The 21,073-nt window shown below is 68.9% G+C and carries 21 protein-coding genes; 11 read left to right on the top strand and 10 right to left on the bottom strand.

The features are described 5' to 3' along the window. Positions 1–39 precede the first annotated feature (39 nt). From ABZ319_RS26160 to ABZ319_RS26150, 3 genes are all read left to right on the top strand, one after another. A complete protein-coding gene (locus tag ABZ319_RS26160) occupies positions 40–1,605 on the top strand; it encodes an adenylate/guanylate cyclase domain-containing protein (RefSeq protein WP_354989130.1) in 1,566 nt (521 codons plus the stop codon). Positions 1,606–2,083: 478 nt separating this feature from the next. Next, positions 2,084–2,569 (top strand): hypothetical protein, encoded by a 486-nt coding sequence (locus ABZ319_RS26155; protein ID WP_354989129.1) that lies wholly within the window; start codon positions 2,084–2,086, stop codon positions 2,567–2,569. Positions 2,570–2,818: 249 nt separating this feature from the next. After that, a complete protein-coding gene (locus tag ABZ319_RS26150; RefSeq protein ID WP_354989128.1) occupies positions 2,819–3,841 on the top strand; it encodes a hypothetical protein in 1,023 nt (340 codons plus the stop codon). A 241-nt stretch (positions 3,842–4,082) separates the two neighbouring features. Here ABZ319_RS26150 and ABZ319_RS26145 read toward each other — a convergent pair whose 3' ends face one another. Both ABZ319_RS26145 and ABZ319_RS26140 read right to left on the bottom strand, forming a co-directional pair. Beyond that, positions 4,083–6,200, bottom strand: a complete 2,118-nt coding sequence (locus ABZ319_RS26145) for a thioredoxin domain-containing protein (RefSeq protein WP_354989153.1) — start codon at positions 6,198–6,200, stop codon at positions 4,083–4,085. Positions 6,201–6,360: 160 nt separating this feature from the next. Then, positions 6,361–6,996, bottom strand: coding sequence for a TetR/AcrR family transcriptional regulator (locus ABZ319_RS26140; RefSeq protein WP_354989127.1), 636 nt, complete (start codon positions 6,994–6,996; stop codon positions 6,361–6,363). Between the two features lie 106 nt (positions 6,997–7,102). Here ABZ319_RS26140 and ABZ319_RS26135 point away from each other — a divergent pair, with 106 nt between their 5' ends. From ABZ319_RS26135 to ABZ319_RS26120, 4 genes are all read left to right on the top strand, one after another. After that, positions 7,103–8,002 carry an oxygenase MpaB family protein gene (locus ABZ319_RS26135; RefSeq protein ID WP_354989126.1) on the top strand — a complete coding sequence of 300 codons (900 nt, stop codon included), beginning with the start codon at positions 7,103–7,105 and terminating at the stop codon, positions 8,000–8,002. 41 nt (positions 8,003–8,043) lie between these two features. Continuing rightward, complete coding sequence (locus ABZ319_RS26130) at positions 8,044–9,633, top strand: NAD(P)/FAD-dependent oxidoreductase (RefSeq protein ID WP_354989125.1); 1,590 nt, start codon at positions 8,044–8,046, stop codon at positions 9,631–9,633. A 90-nt stretch (positions 9,634–9,723) separates the two neighbouring features. Further along, a complete protein-coding gene (locus ABZ319_RS26125; RefSeq protein ID WP_354989124.1) occupies positions 9,724–10,953 on the top strand; it encodes an acyl-CoA dehydrogenase family protein in 1,230 nt (409 codons plus the stop codon). A gap of 165 nt (positions 10,954–11,118) precedes the next feature. Further along, entirely contained in the window at positions 11,119–11,541 is a 423-nt protein-coding gene (locus tag ABZ319_RS26120) for a hypothetical protein (RefSeq protein WP_354989123.1), read from the top strand. Between the two features lie 22 nt (positions 11,542–11,563). Here ABZ319_RS26120 and ABZ319_RS26115 read toward each other — a convergent pair whose 3' ends face one another. Beyond that, a complete protein-coding gene (locus ABZ319_RS26115; protein ID WP_354989122.1) occupies positions 11,564–12,145 on the bottom strand; it encodes a dihydrofolate reductase family protein in 582 nt (193 codons plus the stop codon). Positions 12,146–12,351: 206 nt separating this feature from the next. On the opposite strand from ABZ319_RS26115, the gene ABZ319_RS26110 reads away from it, so the two are divergent. Further along, on the top strand, positions 12,352–12,723 hold the full coding sequence (locus ABZ319_RS26110) for a hypothetical protein (protein WP_354989121.1): 372 nt from the start codon (positions 12,352–12,354) through the stop codon (positions 12,721–12,723). A 228-nt stretch (positions 12,724–12,951) separates the two neighbouring features. Further along, a complete protein-coding gene (locus ABZ319_RS26105) occupies positions 12,952–13,905 on the top strand; it encodes a GDSL-type esterase/lipase family protein (RefSeq protein WP_354989120.1) in 954 nt (317 codons plus the stop codon). An 86-nt stretch (positions 13,906–13,991) separates the two neighbouring features. Here the strand turns inward: ABZ319_RS26105 and ABZ319_RS26100 are convergent, their stop codons facing one another. Both ABZ319_RS26100 and ABZ319_RS26095 read right to left on the bottom strand, forming a co-directional pair. Continuing rightward, entirely contained in the window at positions 13,992–15,017 is a 1,026-nt protein-coding gene (locus tag ABZ319_RS26100; RefSeq protein WP_354989119.1) for a phosphotransferase family protein, read from the bottom strand. Between the two features lie 2 nt (positions 15,018–15,019). Continuing rightward, on the bottom strand, positions 15,020–16,135 hold the full coding sequence (locus tag ABZ319_RS26095; RefSeq protein ID WP_354989118.1) for a hypothetical protein: 1,116 nt from the start codon (positions 16,133–16,135) through the stop codon (positions 15,020–15,022). A 127-nt stretch (positions 16,136–16,262) separates the two neighbouring features. On the opposite strand from ABZ319_RS26095, the gene ABZ319_RS26090 reads away from it, so the two are divergent. Then, positions 16,263–16,877 carry a TetR/AcrR family transcriptional regulator gene (locus ABZ319_RS26090; RefSeq protein WP_354989117.1) on the top strand — a complete coding sequence of 205 codons (615 nt, stop codon included), beginning with the start codon at positions 16,263–16,265 and terminating at the stop codon, positions 16,875–16,877. Positions 16,878–17,005: 128 nt separating this feature from the next. Here ABZ319_RS26090 and ABZ319_RS26085 read toward each other — a convergent pair whose 3' ends face one another. The 5 genes from ABZ319_RS26085 to ABZ319_RS26065 all read right to left on the bottom strand — a co-directional run bounded on the left by ABZ319_RS26085 (position 17,006) and on the right by ABZ319_RS26065 (position 20,396). Continuing rightward, positions 17,006–17,233, bottom strand: a complete 228-nt coding sequence (locus ABZ319_RS26085; protein WP_354989116.1) for a hypothetical protein — start codon at positions 17,231–17,233, stop codon at positions 17,006–17,008. Between the two features lie 219 nt (positions 17,234–17,452). Then, on the bottom strand, positions 17,453–18,091 hold the full coding sequence (locus tag ABZ319_RS26080; protein ID WP_354989115.1) for a DUF4097 family beta strand repeat-containing protein: 639 nt from the start codon (positions 18,089–18,091) through the stop codon (positions 17,453–17,455). A gap of 189 nt (positions 18,092–18,280) precedes the next feature. Beyond that, positions 18,281–18,700: a Dabb family protein gene (locus ABZ319_RS26075; protein ID WP_354989114.1), complete on the bottom strand. Its 420-nt coding sequence runs from the start codon at positions 18,698–18,700 to the stop codon at positions 18,281–18,283. Between the two features lie 17 nt (positions 18,701–18,717). Beyond that, a complete protein-coding gene (locus ABZ319_RS26070; protein ID WP_354989113.1) occupies positions 18,718–19,917 on the bottom strand; it encodes an MFS transporter in 1,200 nt (399 codons plus the stop codon). A 35-nt stretch (positions 19,918–19,952) separates the two neighbouring features. Next, complete coding sequence (locus ABZ319_RS26065) at positions 19,953–20,396, bottom strand: SRPBCC family protein (protein WP_354989112.1); 444 nt, start codon at positions 20,394–20,396, stop codon at positions 19,953–19,955. 189 nt (positions 20,397–20,585) lie between these two features. On the opposite strand from ABZ319_RS26065, the gene ABZ319_RS26060 reads away from it, so the two are divergent. Beyond that, a partial coding sequence (locus ABZ319_RS26060) for an ATP-binding protein (RefSeq protein ID WP_354989111.1) occupies positions 20,586–21,073 on the top strand: 488 nt, incomplete at its 3' end.

The raw sequence follows: 21,073 nt of genomic DNA, 5'->3' as shown, positions 1-21,073 counted from the left end.
GAACGCACCGACCGTCGCAGCCGCGACGCCCCTGGCGACGTGATCAGCAGACTCATTCTGTGGGCGCTGCGCGCGCGGTGGGGGTTGTCGGCCGTTGTCATGGCGTGCAACCTCGGCGGGCTCGGGGTCATCACCGTCGAGCTGTGGCTCAGCGGCTTCTTCTCCCGGCTCGGCACCGAATGGGTGACCGCGTTCGGCCAGGTGGCGATCTACCCGGCCATCGGCGCGTTCCTGGGCATCGTGCTCGCGGTGCGCGATCGCGAGCACTACTTCGCCTGGCTCGATCAGCGCCGCGCGCCGACCGAGCCCGAGGCGCGGCGGCTGCTGCACCTGCCGCTGGGAATCACGCTGCGGGCCTTGGCGATCTGGCTGCCGGGCGTCATCATCGCGGCCGCGCTGTTCGCGCATTTCACCCCGGAAAGCGATTTCGCGGTGGTGCTGTCCATGTTCACCCTGGGCGGGATCGAGTCCGCGGCACTGACGTTCCTGATCGTGGACCGGCTGATCCGGCCGACCATTCCGGTGGTGTCCGAGGTGCTGGACGGGACCGGGCACTGGAGTTCGACCGTGCTCATGCGGGTGCTGGTGACCTTCACCGTGACCGGCGCGGTGCCGCTGTTCATGCTCATCACCGTGCTCGCGGATCCGTCGTCGGCGTACGCCGATCGGATTCGCACGGCGATCTACGTGGCGGTGGTCGGGTTGTCGGCGGGCGCGGTCGCGACGGCGGCGCTGGCGCGCTCGGTGGCCACCCCGATCCACACCCTGCGCGACGCGCTGGACCGGATCGCCAAGGGCGACCGCGATGTGCGGGTGCCCATCGGCAGCACCAGCGAGATCGGGCGGCTCGAGCATTCGGTGAACGAGCTGGCCTCGAATCTGCGTGAGCGCGAACGCATGCAGACGGTGTTCGGCCGGCACGTGGGCGCGGAGGTCGCGGCCCGCGCGCTGGCGGCCAAATCCGATCTGACCGGCGATATGCGGGTGGTGACAGCGCTTTTCGTCGATGTGACGGGCTCGGTGGCGATGGCCACCGAACTCGCCCCGCGCGATTTCGTCACCAAGCTGAATCGGCTGTTGTCCATCGTGGTCGCGGCCACCGAGGCCAATCACGGCCTGGTCAACAAGTTCGAGGGCGACGCGGCGCTGTGCATCTTCGGCGCGCCCATCGCCCTGGACGACAACGCGACCCCCGCCCTGCGCGCCGCCCGCCGCATTCGCGACGAGGTGCGCGCGGCGGGCGAGTTCGACATCGGCATCGGCGTCGCCCGCGGCCTGGTCTTCGCCGGCGATGTCGGCGCGGACACCCGCCTGGAGTTCACCGTCATCGGCGACGCGGTGAACGAGGCCGCGCGCCTCACGACCGAGGCCAAACAGGTGGGCCGCCGCATCCTGGCGAGTCAGGTCGTCATCGACGCCGCCGCGGATTCCGAACGCAACAGGTGGACGCTGCACGACACCATCCACCTGCGGGGACGGAAGGAACCCACGCCAGGCTGGACCGACGTCCCGTCTCCCGCGCGAGCCCGCCACACCGGCACCGCCCCGCAGGCCGCGCTCCCCCAGGCCGCAGTCCCGGCCCCCGCTCCCGCCGCCGACCTCTAGGCAGCCACTCCCCCGTCATTCCGCCGACACGGCTTCCGGCACCCAGGCCCGGTCGACGGCGGACAGCTCGGCGCCGGCGACACACGCCCGCTCCAGCACGGACCGGTCCTCCGCCTGCACGGCAGCCACCCGCATGATCCGAGAGTCCTCGGAGTATCTGGGCGACAAAATCAAAGTAGACACAGGTTCCGGACTGTAGGACCGGGCGGTGGCGGCGGCAACGGAAATACGGGGGGCGACGTCGATCCGAGACGGTGACCGGAGGGCGACGAACAGCAGGCCACGTGCCGTTTCGGTGGATTGGCGCAGTCGCGTGGCCGCGGCGGCCGTAACCGAAGTGGTATGCGGGCGCGGGGCGAGGCTGATCCGCCGCGCGGGGATCGGCCACGACTGCCATAGCGCTGCGGTACTGCGGAATCGGTGGCGTGTCGTACGCGCGGGTGATCCGAATTCACGATGCCGCGAGGACAGTGAAGATATGAGCGGTATCGGGGCGCACGCGCGGGATGTGTCGGACGGAGACCGGGATCGGCCGGTGGCGGTCTCGATCGCGCTGCAGGGCATCGTCGTGGCGTTGCTCGCGGGGGTGTGCGAGTCGCTGTTGCGGGCGTCCTCGGCACTGGATCAGCCGGATGCCGACGCGGGCGGGCCGCTGCTCGGGCTCGCGACCCGGGGGCTGATCTACGTGGCGGTCGCGGCGATCGCGCTGCGGATGGCGGCGGGGGCGCGTTGGGCCCGAGCGACTCTCACGCTCGGGCTCGGCGTTGCCGGCATGACCTCGCTACTCATCGAACCGGCGGGCACGCTGCTGTCGGGGCGGGGCGTCACGGTGGACTGGTCTCCGGAACCGCTGGCACTGGCCATGTTTCGCGTCGTCCACATCGCCGCGGTCCTGGTCGCGATCCCCGCGATGTACCGCGCGGGCGACTACTTCGCACCCCAACGGCACAAATCCGTTGCGTAGCGGTCATCGTCGACGACGGCGAGGGGCACCGACCGAACCCGGCTGATCCTGATTCGCCGGGTCCGGCCGCGGTGCCCGATCCCGGACCGCGGCCGCCACGCGACCGTCTCGAACACGCAGGGTCGCAACCACCGAGAAGTTCAAATGCGTTGCGCGCCGGAGCAGTCGCCTCTCTACTGAGAGCGCGAGGCCGCGTGAGGCCGTTGGACCGGAACAACAAAGTCCCCGGCGACAGGATGACCGGGAAGGGTGGTCGGTGAGATGAGCTGCAGCACGATGTTCGTTCTGCGGGATGAGGACGGGCGCTGCCTGGTGCTGTATCGCCACGGCCGAGGCTGGGCACCGCGCCGAGCGGACGAACTCGCCGAGGTGCTGGCTGCGATCCGACGGGAGGGACGCCCCGCGCAGGAGTTACACGAACGGTTCATCGCGGGATACCACTGCGAAGGCATGGCCATCGATCTGCTCGAAAAGCGCTGTCATATCTATGTTTGCGAAGGCAGGAGCGCGGCGTATCGAGACAGCTACGCCGCCGGCTTCGGGGCCGAACCGACCTGGGCCGGATGGGATGTGCGGTACCTGTGGGACGAACACGAGGGCCTGGCGGTGGTGATGCCGGAGACCGCCCATGCGGTAGCCCTCGATCGCCGGCCGCCCGGCGACGGCGATCCGCTGCCGCTCTTCTCCCGAGACCGCTGGTTCTCGGATTGGAACGCGGTTCGCCGGGAGATCACCGTCCTGGAAGATGAGTGGTCGGCGGATTGGTATTCGGATTCCTGTGCGGTCATCACCATCATCCAGCCGGACCACACGATCCTCGACTACCGGCTCGATCACATCTATGTGCTGGATTGGCTGTCCGCACAGGGCGATTCGGTGATTGCGGCACTGCTCGAACACGCGCCTTATCCGCTGCCCGGGGAATACCTCGCCGACGCCGGCGTGATCATCGATCTCGCCACGCGGCGGCTGCGTTATTGGACGTCGGAGCACACCCGGCTCGCGCTGCCGCGGTATGTCGCGGCCGCCTGGCAGGGCTGGGAGGTTGAGCGCCTTCCGTTCGGCTACGTCGGGCATCTGGCGGTCACCGGCCGTGCCGATCACGAGGCATTGCTCGGCGACGAAGGGCTGCTTATCAGCTTCTATTGGGACGAGAACCTGCTCGTACACCGCCATTCCGCCCGCCGCGCACTCACGGTGAACGACAGCCGATTTCGATTCAGCCGCGTCCACGTCGCCGACGGCGAGGGGCAGCGGACCGAAGCCGGCTGATCCGGATTCGCCGGGTTCGACCTGGTGCCCGATCTCGGACCGCGGTAGCCCCGCGACTGTCTCGAAGGTGCAGGGTCGCGCCCACAGAGCCGCCCGCGCGGCCACTGATGCGGGTCCGCCAACAGTGAACGGCGGCACGCTGATCCAGCCGCGCGACCGCCTGAAGGGGTGGGTGGCCCCATCGACCCGAGCGCGGCAGCGACCCCGCCTCCGCGAACTGGGACGTCGCGGGGGCTGTTACTCAGGCCGAGGCAGGTGGGAGGAGAGCTGCCCTGACCTCCTGGGCCGTGGTGACCGGGAGGTCGCAGACCGCGCCGCGGCAGATGTACGCCGCGGAGTGGGTGTTCACGGCGGGTCGGTCGGTCAGGAGGGGGTCGGTGTCGGGGGCGGCTGCCACCACCACCGTGCCGCCGGGGGCGGCCAGGCGAGCGGCCTGGACCAGGGTGGGATAGCCCTCGCGATCACCGTCGGCCACCGCCACCGCCACCTGGATCGGGCCGCGCAGGGCCGCTTCGGCGACGGCGAGCCAGTGGCCGGCCGAGCGGGGAGCGCGGGCGAGCAGGATCGCGCCGCGGTCCAGGGTCGCGTCGGCGAGGTCGCGGTAGACGGCGGCCGATTCGAGGTCGGACAGGGCCGCCGCGGTGAGCAGCGCGTCGGCGAGAACCGCTGTGCCGGAAGGGGTCGCGCCGTCCAGGGGATCGCGGGGGCGGGTCACCAGGGTCTCGGCGTCGTTAGCGGTGTCGAACCAGCTGCCGGGCACCTCGGGATCGGCGAAGTGGGTGATCGCGGCGTCCAGCACCCGCTGCGCGTGCGCAAGCCATTCCCCGCGTGAGGTCTGGTGCAGGGTCAGCAGGCCCAGCGCGAGCCAGGCGTAATCCTCGAGCACGCCGGGCGCGGCCCCGGCCACCCCACCGAGCGAGGCCCGGCAGACCCGGCCTTCGGTCACGTGGGTGTCGAGCAGGAACTGCGCGCAGCGTTCGGCGGCCAGCACCCAGGTCGGATGATGATGCGCCGCACCGGCTTCGGCGAGCGCGACAACGGCCATGCCGTTCCAGGCGGTCACCACCTTGTCGTCCCGTTCGGGCTGCGGACGCCGATCCCGCGCGTCCCGCATCAACCCGGTGATCCGTTGCAGCCGTTCGAATTCGGCGGGCGCGGGATCGGCGTACCGGGTCAGCACCGAGGTCCCGTGCTCGAACGTCCCCGCCGTGGTGACGCCGAACACCTCTGCCGCCCAAGCACCGTCGATAGCACCCAGCAGCCCGTTCAACTCGGCGGGCGTCCACACATACGTCGCGCCCTCGAACCCCGGCCCCTCCGGTTCCACATGCGTGTCCGCGTCCAGCGCCGAGGCGAATCCGCCCGTCTCGGTTCCGAGATCATCCAGCAGGAACTGCACCGTCTCCCGGGTCACCCGCAGCGCAAGCGATTCCAGCGCGCCGGGCGCGGCCAGCGGATCGTGCGGAATCACCTGTTCGGCATCGCGCTCACGCCGCGCCAGATGCGAATACACCCGCAGCAGTTGGGCGTTGTCGTACAGCATCTTCTCGAAGTGCGGCACCACCCACGCCGCGTCGACCGAATACCGCGCGAACCCGCCCCGCAACTGGTCGTAGATCCCGCCCCGCGCCATGGCCTCGGCCGTGAACGTAACCACCTGCCGCACACCGGCGTTCCCGGTCCGCTCGAAATCCCGCAGCAGCCCCTCCAACAGCGCCGACGGCGGAAACTTCGGCGCTCCACCGAATCCCCCGTGCTGCGCGTCGACGTCCTTCAGCACGGCCGCGACCGCGTGGTCGAGCAGCTCCGGACTGATCCGGACGTCGTTCTCCGGCAACCCCGCGGTCTGCTCCCGCAGCGCTTCCCCCACCTGCGCCGCCGCCTGCGTCACCTCGTCCCGCCGGTTCCGCCAGGTCTCGGTGACCGCCTCGAGCAATTGCGTGAACGACGGCGACCCGTGCCGCGGCGTCTTCGGGTAGTACGTCCCGCAGTAGAACGGCTCCCCCGCCGCAGTCAAGAAACAGGTCATCGGCCAGCCGCCCTGCCCCGTCATGGCCACGGTGGCGTTCATATACACCGCGTCCAGGTCGGGCCGCTCTTCCCGATCCACCTTGATACACACGTAGTTCGCGTTCATGAGCGCCGCGGTGGCCTCGTCCTCGAACGACTCGTGCGCCATCACATGGCACCAGTGGCACGACGCGTACCCGATGGACAGCAGGATCGGCACGTCCCGCTCGGCCGCCTCCGCCAGCGCCTCGGCGTCCCACTCCCGCCAGTGCACCGGATTGTCCGCGTGCTGACGCAAATAAGGCGAGGTGGCGCTGCCCAGTCGGTTCACCGGTCCAGCCTCCCACATCCGATCGCGACCCCGTTGTCCGCTCGGCGAAGCCGCCGTGGAAGCCGGGAAGAGCTGCGAGGCGGTGTGCGCCACGGCCACGATGAACTGCGCGCCGGAACGCCCCGGCACGGCACGAACGGGCGACCCGCGTATCCCGGGGAACGCGCTGCCGGTGGCGTCAGGACGGATCGGGGAGGTTCGGATGCAGCAGCGGGATCAGGTGAATACGCGCGAAGCGGCGCGCACTGTCGGTGTCCGCCAGCGGGATCAGGCCCTGCGGGGTGAGCGCGAGGGAGTATGCGAGGCGGGCGAAGATCTCCGCGACCAGGTCGGCGTCGAAATCCGCTATGGTGCGGTCGGTTTGCCAGCGCCGGATGATGCCGGACAGGAAGCCCCTGCCCAATTCCAATAGCGGTGAGCCGTTTTCGGAATGGTCGATTCCGCCCGTACCGCGGTCGGAGTCGAGTATCTCGCGCAGCAGTCCGCGGTTGGTGATCTCCGTGGTGAAGGTCGCGAAGCCCGCGACGAGCTGATCCTCGGCGGTGTCGGCCTCGTCCACCGCGTTCTGCACGGCGGCGATCAGCAGCGAGCTCTCGCGCAGCAGGACCGCGTTGACCAACTGCTCCTTCTGCGGGAAGCGTCGATAGACGGTGGCGACGCCGACGCCCGCGCCACCGGCGATGGCGTTCATCGTGGTGCGGCGAACACCGTCCGCGGCGAAGCAGGCCAGCGCCGCATCGAGGATGCGCGTGCGCATCGTGTCGATGTCGTCGATTTGCTGCTGCGAGCCGAGCGCCGCGACCGTCGCCTTCATGGTCGCCAAGTCTAGAGAGCCCGCGAAATCGCAACAGTGATAGGGATTGCATCTTTTTCTATCGTGATAGAAGATCGGTCAAAACCTATCGCAAAGGAGCGAGGGCATGGAGTCTTCAATCGCACTCGACCGATCCGGACGCGCACCGGCCGCACTCACCCCGGACGCGTTGATGTGGGAGGTCGTGGGAGATGTGCGTCTGTCGCTGGTCTTCCTCGGCGCCCTGGTCGAACAGACCATGCATCCGGTGATCGGGACCGCCGTCGGTGAATACTCCGCCTACCGCGCCGACCCCTGGGGTCGCGCCCAGCGGTCCATCGACTCGGTGAACCTGTGGGTCTACGGCGGTGAAGGCGCGCTGGCGGAAGGCCGCCGGTTGCGCGAGTTGCACAAGCCGGTCAAGGGCGTCGACAACCACGGTCAGCCCTATCACGCCAACAACAACGAGCCCTACGCGTGGGTGCACGCGACCCTGTTCGAGCGCCTGGTCACCATGCGCCGACTGTTCGCCGACCCGCTGACCGCCTCCGAACAGGATCGGCTCTACGACGAATTCCTCCAGGTCGGGGCCAATCAGCTGATCCCCGCCGCGGCCATGCCCGGCAGCGTCGCCGCGTACTGGGAGTACTTCGAGGAGATGGTGTCGACGCGGCTGGAGAACCATGCCACCGCCCGCGATGTGCTCACCGTGGTCCGCCGCGACGCGGCCCCGTTCCCGTTCCTGCCCACAGCACTGAATCCTCTGTGGCCCGCCTTCGCTCGATCGGTGGGCTCGCCCGCGTACTGGCTCGCGGTCGGGACCCTGCCATCGGGTGTGCGCGACATCCTCGGTGTGCGCTGGACCGAGCGCGACGAACGACGGCTGGCCGCGGTGGGCGCGACGATCCGGATGACCGTCCCCGCGCTGCCGGAAAGACTGCGCTACTACCCGTACGCCTACGCCGCTCGCCGCGCCGCCGCGAGCCACCGGCGTGTCATCGCTCGCGCCCTGCGGCGGATCGCCTGAAGCCAGCATCCCGCAACATGTCGAAGATTGGTAATCAGACAGTGCCAGAACATAATTCGGACCCACATGTGGTCGTCATCGGCGCCGGTATCGGCGGCACGGCGCTGACCCTGCTGCTGGCGCACGCCGGAATGCGGGTCACGCTGCTCGAGAAGAACCAGTATCTCGGCGGCGCGTGCGCGGGCTACGAGAAACAGGGCTTCCAGGTCGATTTCAGTACGCACCTGTTCAGCCGCGGCCCGCGGGGACCGATCGGTGAAGTGTTGCGCCGCACCGGACATGCCGGCGCCATCGATTTCCGCCGCACGCACGACATCGCCGAGATCCGCTACCCGGCGCGCGACGGCAGCGGCAAGGTCGAGCGAATTCCGCTGCCGTCGCAGGCGCATCGCATGCCGATGCTCGGCTGGCGCCTGGCACGGTCGATGAACCTGCGGCCCGCCGAGGCCGCCGATGCGGCGAGACTGCTCACCGACATGCTCACCATGGCGCCCGCCGAGGTGGACAGCTGGAACCACCGCACGGTCGACGAGTATGTCGCCCAATTCACCAACAACCCGAAAGTCCATGCGGCACTGTGCTTCCTGCTGGGACTTTACTTCGTCATCGCGCCGTCGGAGACCTCTGCGGGCGAGGCGATCTACTGCTTCCAGCGCATGTTCCGTGACAACTGGCTCAGTTACCCGGCGGGCGGCTCCAAGGCGGTCCCACTGACGTATTGCCGGCTGGCCGAGGCCAAGGGCGCACAGATTCGCACGCGCGCCGGAGTCAAGCAGATCCTGGTCACCGATGGGCGGGTTCGCGGGGTCCTGCTCACCGACGGCTCGCGGATCGACGCCGACATCGTGGTCTCCACGTCGAGTCTGCGCAGCACGGCCCTGCATCTGGTCGAGCCCGGAGCGTTGCCCGACGCCTACATCGAGCGGGCCTCACGCATCCAGGGGTCGTTGATCGCGGTACAGGCCAAGATCGGCCTGCGCCGCAAGCTGGTCGACGCGGGCTGTCTGATGGGAGGTTTCGGCGCGAACGCGGACCTGCTGAATGCCTCCGGTGAGACCATGCTCGGCATGTTCGATCAGGTCTTGGACGGCCGCGTCCCGGATGTGGTGCCCTACTACTGCCCGATCCCGACGAACTTCGACCCGTCTCTCGCCCCGCCCGGTCATCAGCTGCTGACCGTCTGCGCGGTCGCGCCGACCACCGACATCGAGCTCAAGGACGCGCCGGCCGAGTGGGAGGAAATGGTGCTGCGCACCATCCGGGCGATCGTGCCGGGCCTCGACGACGAGATCGTCTTCGTCGACCGCACCACCACCAGCTGGATGGAGCACTGGCTCGGCAAGGAGTTCGGTCCGGCCATCTCCACCGGCCAGACCCCGGGACAGGTTGCCGATCAACGCCCTTCGGTCACCACTCCGATCGCCGGTCTCTACCTGGCTGGTGACGGCGCGGGCGGGCGCGGCGTCGGCACCGAACTGGCCGCCGACAGCGCGATGGAATGCGCCGAGACGATCGTGACCGCGCTGGGGCGACGGCGACCCGCCGGCTGGAATACCGACCGGCACGCCCAACCGCCGCTGCGGCACGTCCTGCGCCAGGCGCTGCGCCCGACGCCGGTCGTCCAGGGGTAGATCTCGGCGGCCGGGTCGACGCCGAGGTGGCCGCCGAGATCCTCACGCGCCCGGCGCTCCCTCTACTACGCAGTCCACGAAAGGATTTTGATGACCTCCGCCCCCGTTACCCGCACCGGTGACCGCATCTGGCACGACGTCTTCCTACCCGACGACGTCGCACATGTCCGAGCTATGGCCAGGGAAGCGGTCGCCACCCATCTGGCACCGGTGGCACGCGAGATCGCGCAGCGCGAGGAGTCGGCGGACTCGTTTCCCTGGTCCGCCTTCAAGGGACTCGCGAGCGCAGGGTGTTTCGCGGTCCCCTTCGAAAAGCCCTTCGGCGCTGGGCTCACCCATTCGATGCTGGCAACCTGCCTCGTCACCGAGGAGATCGCCTACGAGAGTTCCAGTCTCGCCGGTGTTTACGACGGGCAGTGCATCCTCAACGCCCGAGCACTCACCTTCGCCCAGCCACACCTGCGCGAGCGGGTACTGCCCGGTTTGATCTCCGGTGACCTGGTCTTCGCGTTCGCGACCACCGAACCGGATGCCTCCAGCGACCTCACCCCGACCGCGTTGAAGACCGTCGCGTCACGCACCCCGGACGGCTTCGTCGTCAACGGCCGCAAACGGTGGATCACCAACTCCGTTGTCGCCGACTGGGTCTGCCTGCTGTGCCGGGACGGCGACACCGACAACGCGAGCATGCTGCTGGTCGACATGCATTCCCCCGGCATCAGCGTCGGCGCGCCGGATCTCAAAATGGGTCACCGCGGTCAGATCACCGCCGACATCACCTTCGACAACGTCTCGGTACCCGCCGATCACGCACTCGGCGCCCCGGGCAGCGGACTGAGCACCGCACTGTCGTCGCTGGCGGCCGGACGGGTCGGAATCGCGGCCGCGGGCGTCGGGGTCGCGCAGGCGGCGCTGGATCTGGCCGTCGATCGCGTGCGCAGCCGGGAGTTGTTCGGCCGCAAGCTCGGCGAGATGCAGTATTGGCAGTACCGGCTCGCCGGACGCGCCACCGAGCTCGAAGCCGCGCGCGCCCTCTATCAGAAGGCCGCCGTCCGTCTGGACCGAGGTGACCGCTCCGGTGAACCGGAAGCCTCGATGGCCAAATCCTTCGCCACTCGCCTGGCCAACGACGTCGCCCGCGACGCACTCCAGATATACGGAGGCTACGGATTCGCCCGACAGGTGTCCGCGACCGGCGAGACCTACCGCCTCGAGGAGATATACCGCGACGCGAAAATCCTCGAAATCTTCGAAGGCGCGAACGAGGTACTGCAGTGGGTGATCGCCCGGCAGCTCATCGGCCGCGACATCACCGGCTGACACGCACCCAACACACCGTCGGCCCCCTCCGGGTCCCCATCGGGTCCGTCCTGATCAGATCCCCCTGGTTCGCGTCCGCGGGCTGAGCGAGCCTTGTTGAAATACACACCTTTCACTAGTGTTCGCCGCGGGTGACGTCGATCACCGGAAAGAGCTGGTCTGCATATGTCGAAACTTCCGATCGCAACCCTGGCCGTGGCCGGGCTCGCCTCGTTCGCCGCTCCCGCGGTCTTCGCCGCCCCGGCCTCGGCGGCGATCACCAACCTCACCATCGAAGGCGCGACGGCGGGCTCCGACTGCAAGGTCGGGGCGGCCTCGTGCCGGATCGTCGTCAAGGTGTCGGACTACCAGCCCGTCCTGGTCAAGGTCGGCAACGACGTCGTCGCCTACAACGTCACGCCCAGCAACGGCGCGGTCGTCGTCGAGTGGAACCCGCCGGCGAACGGCAAGTACAACGTCTCCGCCCTGCAGGGCAAGAGCGTCGCGCAGCTGATCGTCGGCGTCCCGGGGCGGGCCGACAGCGACTCCGCCACCGAGCCCACCCCGTCCGACTTCATCGAATCGCTGCTGAGCGGCTCGGCGGGCTAGCGACACCGAACGGCCGGCCCTCTCAGCCGTGCAGGGTCGGCCGGTAGATCAGTTCCTGGATGCCGCCGTCCAGGGTGTGTGATTCGAGCAGGTCCAGGTCGAAGTCGGCCGCGCCCCCGAAGATCGGGGCCGACCCGGTTTTCCCGGTGATCACCGGGAAGACCGTCACCTGGACCCGATCGACCAGGCCCGCGGCCAGCAGCGCCCAGTTCATCGCGAGACTGCCGTGCGAGCGCAGCGGCACCTCGGACTCACGCTTGAGACGGGTCACGACGTCGACGGCGTCACCGTTCGCGACCGTCCCGTCGACCCAGTCCAGGGGATCGCGCAGGGTGGTCGAGACGATCGTGGCGGGCAGGTTCACCATGCGGGTCACCCAGGGGTCGTACACCTCGGACCCCGCGGTCGCCTCCGCCAGCATCTGCGCGAACTCGCGATAGGTGTTGGCCCCGAACACCATTCGCTGATCCGGCCGGTACTGCTCGAGGCGGTGCGCGAGAAACCCGGGCGTCTGCTTGCCCCAGTATCCGCCCCAGTCCCCGCCGCTCACGCTGCCGGAACCGTCCAGACTGGAAAAGACGTCGAAGGTGTAGGTCGTGGCCATGGGTCCTCCTCGGATGCGACGGGTACTGCACATACAGACGGGAACCGGCCCCGAAATTCATCGGCGCCCACTCGCGCGCGCACCCGGCACCGAACCCGCCAATTTCCATCAATGAGCAAATATTCAGAAATTACCCGTGATTAATGTCGCGTTCGGGGGCACCCTGGATACAAGGAAGGAATCTCCCCAGTCCAGGAGGCAAGGCCGTGTTCAGAATTACCGCAATCAAACCGAACGGCGAGCACTGGCACCCGCATCCGGGTGATGCCATCGAAGACCGTGGCGAATTCCCGGCACTGCTGCTGTGCGCACTCGGCGTCGTGGCCGTCGGACTGACCCTGACCGCGGCCGGGTACGGCTTCTACGGCTGGGCGGTGATCGGCGCTATCGCTGCCGCGGTGCTGCTGATCTCGGGCCTGCTGCTGGTCCGGTACGAGTACTTCCGCGAGTTCAAGCGGGAGCAGGAAGTCGGCCGGCACGGCCACAATCCGCTGGTCCCGGGCGAGTGGCGGGGTTCCGCCCCCACCGCCTACCAGGAGCGGCACAGGCTCTACGGCGACCGCCCCGTCACCGGCTGAGACCCGCGCACCATCCCTTCAGGCACCTCGGCGATCGTCGCCGGGGTGCCGAGTCTTGTCATCCGCCGTAACATGCGCGTAACCCGTCCACCCTGCCTCACCTCGATGAATGGGATTCGTACACAAGGTTTCAGAAGGTTATTTGCGGAACGCAAGTTTCACTGGCAACGTGACGTTAATATCCCGTACCGGTCACTTCCCTTCGACACCGCAGGAATCCCGAGGATCATGAACCGCTTTCTGTCTGCCGTCGCGATGACCTTCGGATGGGCGGTGCTGCTGGGCGGAATCACCGCGCCGGTGGCCGGTGCGGACAATGACCCGGCAGCGGCGGGCAACGGCAAATCGCTGGTGGTCATGGGTGATTCGAATACCGCCAACGCCACCTGGACCACCCCCGACGCCTCGCCGGAGAGCGGCGAATGCGCACATCAGCCCACCTCCTGGCCCACCCAGATGGGTCAGCGAATGGGCTTGCGGGAGAACGACGTCGCCGACGTGTCCTGTGTCGGGTCCTACCTGTACCGGCACGGCGAGGATCGCTACTGGACGGCGCTGACCCAGACCCGCCGCGCCGCCGAGATCGGGGCCTTCGGCACCCGGACCAAGGCGGTCCTGCTCCAGTTCGGCCTCAACGACATCTGGGGTGAGAACCACAAGGCGCAGGGCGAGCTCGCGCCGTGTCTGCTGAACATCGAACGGGGTTGCAGCACTGCCGATGTGGCGGCCAACGGCACGCCGCCCAAGATCCTGACCGGACAGGATTACGTCGACCATCTCGGCAGCATCGTCGCGTACCTGCGCTACTACGCCCCGAACGCGCGCATCATCCTGGTCGGATACCAGGAGCTGCACACCCCCGGCGACACCGCGATCTGCACCGACATCCTCGGCGTCCCCATGCGCATCCCGCGCGCGAGCGCGGTCACCGACGTGTTCGAGAGCGTCCAGCAGGCGCCCAAGGCCGGCGCCGCCCAGCTGGGCATCGAGTTCTTCGACGCCCGGGCAGCCACCGCCGGCCACGGCCTGTGCTCCGACGACCCGTGGCTGACCGGCGTTTTCACCCCCGGTCGCGATTTCCTGGGCCAGCCCGGCCACCCGACCCTCGAGGGCGACGCCGCCGTCTCGGCGGCCCTGCAGCAGTACCTGGCCGCACCCGCGCCCCAGGCCCCTGCTCGCTGATCGCACCGCGACGGCGCGGATACGGGTCGCTGCCCGGCGACGGCGCCGGACAGCGACCCGCGGAAAACAGCCGCTGCCGGGCACTGTCAGGACAGCAGCTGTTCGATTCGGGTGGTGCAGAAGCCGGTGATGTTCATCTCCGGCGGCAACTCGACGCGATTCGCCATGCGCAACAACGGAACCGAGAGCAGCACGGCGGCGAGGATCTCGTTGTAGCGCAGATTCCGCACCGGCATGCCGCTGCGCCGCTCGTAGTACTCGATGGTCTCCGCACGCGACGGGGTGCCCGGCAGCGGCGGGTGCCCCTCGAATTCGGTACTGGCCCATTCCAGGAACAGCATCCAGGCCAGATCGGCCTCGTGATCGCCGAGGTAGGCGATCTCCCAGTCCAGCACGCCGGTGACGCGGCAGTCCCTGTCGTACAGGATGTTCGACATGCGCGCGTCACCCCAGCACAGGGTGAGATGCTCCGGCTCGTAGGCGTTCTCCCGCAGGTAGGCGATCGCCCGCCGGTACGGCTCGGCGGGTTCACCCGCGCAGGCCCAGCGCAGCGCCGCGTCCAGGTAGTTCACCACCTGCCGCACCGGACCCTGCCCGTGGTGCGGCAGCGCCAGGAAGTCCAGACGCAGTGCCCGCCAGTCGAGTTGGTGAACGGCGGCGATGGTGTCCACGCACCCCCACCACATCCGGGCGCGGTTGGCGGGCGTGGCCTCGAAGTAGTTGCCCGCGCTGTGGTACGACGGGAAGTCGCCCGGCGCCTCGCCCGAGAGCCGATTCATGACGAAATACGGACTGCCGAGCGCGGTTTCGCCGCGATCCAGCCACGCGACCGCCGGGACCGGGATATCGGTCTTCGCCAGCCGGTTCATGACCAGCACCTGGCGCAGCAGGTCGTAGTCGGGGAACAGCGCGTCCTCCGGCGGCCTGCGCAGCACCAGCGGCAGTCGTCCGTACGCGTCCTCGACCTCGAACAGGAAGGTCTCGGTCGCGAATCCTCGTGTGGTCCTAGCGAATTCGCTGATGCGGGGCCCGCCCGCACCGGGCAGGTACTGCCGCAGCGCGGGTTCGAGCAGGGCCGGAATCGCCTCCGGCGCGGGACGGGTGATGCTCACGATCAGTATCCCTCGTACCCGTACCGGGCGTTGCGGCCCAGGAAGACCATCTCCACCAGGCCGTAGCCGACCCGCCCCTCGGATTCGACGCGGCAGAAGGTCTCGCTGAGCATGCTGGCCTGCTTCAGATCCGCGACGTCGGTGAGGTCGGCGACGAAGTGGTCACTCCACGATTCCCCGCGCCACAGCCCCGAGGCGTAACCGCGGTAGTTGTCGTATCCGGCTATGCCGGGCCAGAAGTCGGAGACCGGGGTGATGGTGAACTCCCGGTTCCGGCCGTCGGCACTGCGCACGGTGAAGCTGCCGCCGTCGACGATGCGGAAGTCGTCGCGGAAACTCAGCGCGTGCTCGGCGGCCACGACCGGCACGATCTCCCGGCCCGAGTCGAGCGTCGGCAGCACGTTGCCCTCGAAGTGCCAGGGCTGTCCGTCGGCGGTCTCGCGCTGCGCGAAATGCACCAGCTCGTCCTCGAATTGGAAGATGCCCATGTAATACAGCACGCCGTCGGGAACCTCGCCGGGCTGCAGCCCGTCACCCTCGCCGAGGCTGCCGCCGCCACCGCCGTGCCGGGTGCCCCAGGAGTGATCGCGCCCGAACCACCAGGTCTCCGGATCGATGTCGTAGCGCTGTCCGCCGGCCTCGAGCCAGCCGCTGATCCGGCCGTTCTGGTAGTAGCGGCGGGCGTCCTCGCGGACACGGCCCCGGGTGCGGAAGAACGCGGGTTCCTGTTCGTAGGCCGGGAATTCGCCTTCGAAGTCCAGTTGCAGCCTGATGCCGGACTCGTTGTCGTCGAGGGTGGCCCGCACCTTGCGCAGCGGTTCGATCACCTCGTACCGGTAGGGCCCGACCTGCCAGGCGCCCAGGCCGTCGTAGCGGCCGCCGATCTCGCGGGACATCCGCAGCACGTGCGCCTGCTTGCCCTCGATCGTGATCATGGCGTAGGCGTCGGTCACATTGCGGTTGGGGTAGCGGGCCATGCCGGTCATGACGCTCACCGAACCGGTGGTGTCGAAGCCGTAGAGCACGACGCGTTCGGTCCAGCGCAGGTCGCTCTGCAGGACGTGGTCGAACGTGGTGGGCAGTTGATGGCAGAGCAGTTCGTCCTGGGGCGTCAACATCGACGGGTACCTCTCTCGGGTGTGGCTTGCGCCACCTTAATTACGATACGCGGCATAGCGTATTCTAAATGGGCCGGAAATGTAATGTGCTTCAGGAAAACTTCTCGCGATCCGACGGAGGAAGCCCGTGCCCGCGTCAGCAACTCCGCGACCCGCCCCCGGTCGCCCCCGCGACCCGCTCGTGGACGACCGGATTCTCACCGCGACCGAGGAACTGCTGGTCACCGAGGGTTATCAGGCCACGACCATCGCGGCCGTCGCACGCCGAGCGGGCATCGTCGCCACGTCCATCTACCGCCGCTGGCCCGGTAAGCGAGAACTGGTGGAGGACACGGTGTTCGGGCTGGACACCGGCGCGCATCCGGTCCCCACCGGCGATCTGCACGCCGATCTGCTGGCCTGGACCGAGCTGTTCCTGGCCACGGCCGCGCATCCCGCCGCCCGGGCGGCGATCCCGGGCCTGCTCGCGGACTATCACGGCGACCAGGCCCTGTATCACCGCCTGCTCGACCGCGGTGAGCGTCCGACCATCGATGCCCTGCGCGAGCTCCTCGCGGCCGCCGCGGCACGCGGTACGGCCGCTCCGGACTGCGATGTCGAAGCGATCTTCGAGATCCTGCGCGGCGCGACCCTGCTGCGTGCCCTGACGCACGGCCTGGAGCACCACGCGGAGTTCTGCGAGCGAATCACCCGGGCGCTCGTGACCGTTGCCCGCGCGAGCACTGCGGCGAACGACGGATAATCCACGGCGCACCGGACACGACCCGCCCCGGTTCGTCGCGACAGCACCGGAACCCTTGCGCGAGAACGGCTTCGCCCCCGCCGAGAGACTCGGCGGGGGCGAAGCGATCAACCGCTCGCTCGATGGGGTCAGCGGTTCATAGCGTCCTTCATATCGTCGGCGGCGTGCTCCGTACCCTCGCGGGCGCGCTCCTCGCCGCGTTCCAGGTTGGCCTGTGCGTCCTTGGCCGCGCCCTTGACGCGCTGGCCGGCGCGGCGCATGTCCTGGTTGATGACTTCCTGGCCGTGCTCGAGCTTGTCCTTCGCCTTGCCGATCATCGATTCGGCGTTCTTCTTGGCGTTGCGGTTACCGCTCATGGTGCTACTCCTCCTGATGGGGGTGCTACCGGGACTAACCAGCGGTCGCAACAGTACCGGACGGTCGGTTCCACCTCTAGGCCGGAGCCCGGTTTCGGAGCCCGGATAGGGGCTCCGACCGGCGGATATCACAACTTGGCCAATGCGCGGACCCGACCGATCCGGCTCCGAATCCACCCGCGTCGGCACGCCGCGGGGATCGGGCGGCCGAGGCGGGCATCAGACGGCGGCGCTGTGCCGGACCACGATGTTGCCGTACGAATTTCGCACATGGACCCGCACCGTGTCGGCGTCCGGGCGGGCGACCGGGGCCAGCAGATTCTGCACCGAGCCGTGCTGCACGCTCGAGTCCAACTGCACCCCGCTGGCCGGGTGGATGCCCACCTCCACCTCACCCATGGAGGTCTCGAGCCGCAGGTCCCCGCGGACCGCGTCGCTGACCCGGATGTCACCCTTGGCGGTCTTGGCCGTCACCGAACCGCCGGGGCCCTCCACGGCGATGTCACCGGCGGAGACGCCCAGATCGCAATCGCCGAACGGGCCGCTGACCAGCAGCCGGCCCAGGGCCGCGGTGGCCTTCAGGTTCGATCCGGCCGGAACCTGGACGGTGACCTCGATGGACGGGGTGCCGCCGAACGGCGCGTAGGCCCGCCACGCCCGGGGCATCTTCACGGTGAGATGTCCCGCGGTGTAATCGATCTGGACCTGGCCGGCGGCGCGCACGTCGTTCTTGGCATGCGGGTCGGTCGGGCGCACCTCCACGACGGTGTCGGTGCGGTCCGAGGCGATGACCCGGATGTACCCGGCGGGCACGTCGACGATGGCGGTGATGGCGGCGGGGGTCTGGAAAGTAGGCATGTCCGATTCCTTCGGTGATCGCGGTTCCGGCGAGCTGTTCGCCGCCCGATGAGAACTACGATCGCGGGCCGCGCTGACATCGCGCCGCCACCGGCCTGACACGTCCGGCCGAGCCCCGGGGCCGCACCGACAGCGCTGCGACAGCACCCCCGCCGGACGGTCCGGCGGGGGTGCGTGCGCCGCCGGTGACTACTGCTGACCGTGCGGCCCCGGAGCCGCGCTGCCGCTGTATTCACCGAGGTCGGAGACCAGCTTCGTGAGTTCGGGGTCGCTGTCGTACCGCCGCTGGTGCAGGGCTGCGATCTTGGCGGCCATCTCGGGATCCGGATCGTCGGTGATGTCGAAGGAGGAGAACTTGTCGACCAGCGGCAGCCCGACCCGGTCGGTGTTGCGGTGTGCCGGGTGGATCAGGTACTCCCAGTAGCCCCGCAGATCCTCGATGACGAACACCGCGCCCCATTCGTACTCGCCGCCGAAGTCACGGCCGACGACGAAGGATTTCACCGAGGGAATGACGCGGCCCTGGTTGCGCAGGCTTTCGAGGGCTTCTTCGATGGCCTCGGGGGTGGCGTCGGCGCGCAGGGTGAAGCGGTTGCCGTGGTAGATCATGTCTTTCATCCTTTGTGTCAGTTGGTTTTCCGGAGCGCCACGAAGGCGAGCGCCGCTCCGGCGATCATGGCGAGCCCGGTCCAGAGGAACGCGCCGCCGATTCCCGCGCTCCGCAGCAGCGGCTGCACGAGCAGTGGGGAAAGGAATTGGCCGAGAAAGATTCCGGTGACCAGACCGCTGAGAATCCGGCCCCGGACGGCGACCGGAGCGAGATCGCTCAGCCGCAGATTCAGATTGGGGACGGCCAGGCCGACCCCGAAGCCGCCCACGAGCAGCCCCGCCACCACCTGCGCCACCGTGTGCGCGGTCCCGACGACCACCCATCCGAGACCGAGCAGCGCGATGCTGGCCGCGGTGAGCAGACTCGAGCTCCACCGGGAGCGCAGCGCCGGGAACGCCAGTGCGCCAAGGACACTGCTGAGTGTCGTCACGGCGATCACCACGCCGACCAGGGCCGGACCGACCCGCAGTTCCGTGAGCAGGAAGGGCAACTGGGTGGGAGCCATATAGAAGGCCAGGGTCACCGCGAACGCGAGCAGGTACAGCCCCGCGATCGGCCACCGGATGCCGGTCGGTGTGTCACCGGGCATCGCCGTCACGGCCCCGGATGTGCTGTCGCGCCGCTGTTCTCGCAGTCCGATCACGGCGAACGGCAGGACGAGCGCGCCGGCGGCGTAGATCCAGAACGGTGCTTTCCAGTCCGCGGCGGACAACACTCCCGCCAGCGGGAGGAACAACACGCCGCCGAGACTGGCCGACGCCTGTTGCAGGCCCAGGAACGATGCCCGGCGCGGCCCGTCGAACCAATCGGTGATGAGGGCGCTGATCGCGGTCATGATCCCGCCCACCGCCAGCCCGAGCAGTGCCCGGGTCACCAGTAGTGCGGCCAAGCCGCCGGTGAAGTAGCCGCCCACTCCCGCAACGACATACAGCGCGAGGCTGCCGAGCAGCAGCGGTTTGCGCCCGAGCCGGTCGGCCGCCAGCCCGGCCACCGGCGCGCTGAGCCCGATGGCGAGCGAGGTGATGGTCAGCGCCAGCCTGACCAGGACATCCGCCCCGGCCACGTCCGCGAAGACCGTCCGCATGGCGGGCAGGCTCGGCGCGATGATCGCCGGGGCCATGAGGGTCAGTGTCGCGGCGGCCAGCACCGTGCCGCGGGCGATCCGAGCCGGGCCCGCCGGCCCGTGGCGGACCGCCTCCCCGAGTGCCGCGTTCATGGTGTTCCTCCTGTGATTGCGGTGTGCTCGGCGGACTACCGCGCGCTCTCGGCGACCCGCTTCAGGTGGGCGAGCCAGCCGGTCAGCGCGCTGTCCAGGGCCGCGCCCATGCCCTCGATATCCGCGCGGATCGGTGCGCCGTCCCACGACTCCTCGGTGCGCACCCGCACCGAATCGCCCTCGGCGGTGAAGGTCCACACGTGCACGCCGGTGATCCCGTGCGCCGGACCGCCCCACACGATGCGGTGCGGGCCGTCCACCGCGTAGATGGTGGAATCGATGTCGAGTCCGAAGGTGCTCCAGTGGAAGACCGTGCCGGGCGCGATCGGGCCGTCGACGACGGCGGCGGTGATGTCGGGCTGCCAGGCGGTCCAGGCCGCGATGTCGGTGTGCAGGGCCCAGACGCGCTCCAGCGGTGCGTCGATGACGATCTCGTGGATGGCGACCACGGGTGCGGCGGTGTCGATGTCGGTGATCACGATAAGACCTCTCTGATCTGCGGTTTCGGGGCTTCTCGCCGGCCCCGTTCCGGCTCTGACATCAGATTCGCACCGGGTGAGCGCCACTCGCGTCGGCAGAAATCGCCTACATCGCCTACGCCGCCGATATCGGTGATCCGGGCCGCCCGCCCCGGCGCGGAAAACGGACATCTCACTAGACTTCGGGCAATGACGGCGGATATCGCTCTGTTGGGCCGGGACGAGCCGGTTCGCCGCCTCACGCGGGTGCTCACCGCCGCGCGGGCGGGCGACGGTGGCGCGCTGGTGCTGCGCGGGGAACCCGGTATCGGCAAGTCCGCGTTGCTGACCGCGGCCGAGAGCCGGGCCGCCGGATTTCGTGTATTGCACGCCACGGGCTCGGAATTCGAGATGGGTATGCCGTTCGCGGCCCTGCATCAGCTGTGCCGCCCGGTCCTGGACGAGCCGGCGTCGATTCCGCCCGCGCACCGCGAGACGCTCGACGCCGCGTTCGGCTTGACCACCGTCGCTCCCGACCCGTTCGCCATCGGGATCGGCCTGCTGGAACTGCTCGGCGCCGCGGCCGGCCTGCGGCCGCAGGGGGGGGTTGTTGGTGGGTGGGGCGGGTGGGGGGAAAGTGTGGGTGGGGGTGTGTTGGTGTGGGGGGGGGGGTGGTTTTTTTTTTGGGGGGGGGGGGG

Origin of the sequence: Nocardia sp. NPDC005978 (genome assembly GCF_040614455.1) — a bacterium.
Lineage (GTDB): Bacteria > Actinomycetota > Actinomycetes > Mycobacteriales > Mycobacteriaceae > Nocardia.
The sequence above is the reverse complement of the archived record's forward strand: the minus strand, read 5'-3'. Positions and strand labels throughout refer to the sequence as shown.

What these genes read in the sequence shown, in the direction of transcription:
- ABZ319_RS26115 (WP_354989122.1), bottom strand. Translation starts at nt 12,145, where the DNA reads ATGGCCACGACCTACACCTTCGACGTCTTTTCCAGTCTGGACGGTTCC.
- ABZ319_RS26075 (WP_354989114.1), bottom strand. Translation starts at nt 18,700, where the DNA reads ATGATCTACCACGGCAACCGCTTCACCCTGCGCGCCGACGCCACCCCC.
- ABZ319_RS26145 (WP_354989153.1), bottom strand. Translation starts at nt 6,200, where the DNA reads ATGTGGGAGGCTGGACCGGTGAACCGACTGGGCAGCGCCACCTCGCCT.
- ABZ319_RS26125 (WP_354989124.1), top strand. Translation starts at nt 9,724, where the DNA reads ATGACCTCCGCCCCCGTTACCCGCACCGGTGACCGCATCTGGCACGAC.
- ABZ319_RS26155 (WP_354989129.1), top strand. Translation starts at nt 2,084, where the DNA reads ATGAGCGGTATCGGGGCGCACGCGCGGGATGTGTCGGACGGAGACCGG.
- ABZ319_RS26120 (WP_354989123.1), top strand. Translation starts at nt 11,119, where the DNA reads ATGTCGAAACTTCCGATCGCAACCCTGGCCGTGGCCGGGCTCGCCTCG.
- ABZ319_RS26070 (WP_354989113.1), bottom strand. Translation starts at nt 19,917, where the DNA reads ATGAACGCGGCACTCGGGGAGGCGGTCCGCCACGGGCCGGCGGGCCCG.
- ABZ319_RS26105 (WP_354989120.1), top strand. Translation starts at nt 12,952, where the DNA reads ATGAACCGCTTTCTGTCTGCCGTCGCGATGACCTTCGGATGGGCGGTG.
- ABZ319_RS26135 (WP_354989126.1), top strand. Translation starts at nt 7,103, where the DNA reads ATGGAGTCTTCAATCGCACTCGACCGATCCGGACGCGCACCGGCCGCA.
- ABZ319_RS26085 (WP_354989116.1), bottom strand. Translation starts at nt 17,233, where the DNA reads ATGAGCGGTAACCGCAACGCCAAGAAGAACGCCGAATCGATGATCGGC.
- ABZ319_RS26140 (WP_354989127.1), bottom strand. Translation starts at nt 6,996, where the DNA reads ATGAAGGCGACGGTCGCGGCGCTCGGCTCGCAGCAGCAAATCGACGAC.
- ABZ319_RS26095 (WP_354989118.1), bottom strand. Translation starts at nt 16,135, where the DNA reads ATGTTGACGCCCCAGGACGAACTGCTCTGCCATCAACTGCCCACCACG.
- ABZ319_RS26080 (WP_354989115.1), bottom strand. Translation starts at nt 18,091, where the DNA reads ATGCCTACTTTCCAGACCCCCGCCGCCATCACCGCCATCGTCGACGTG.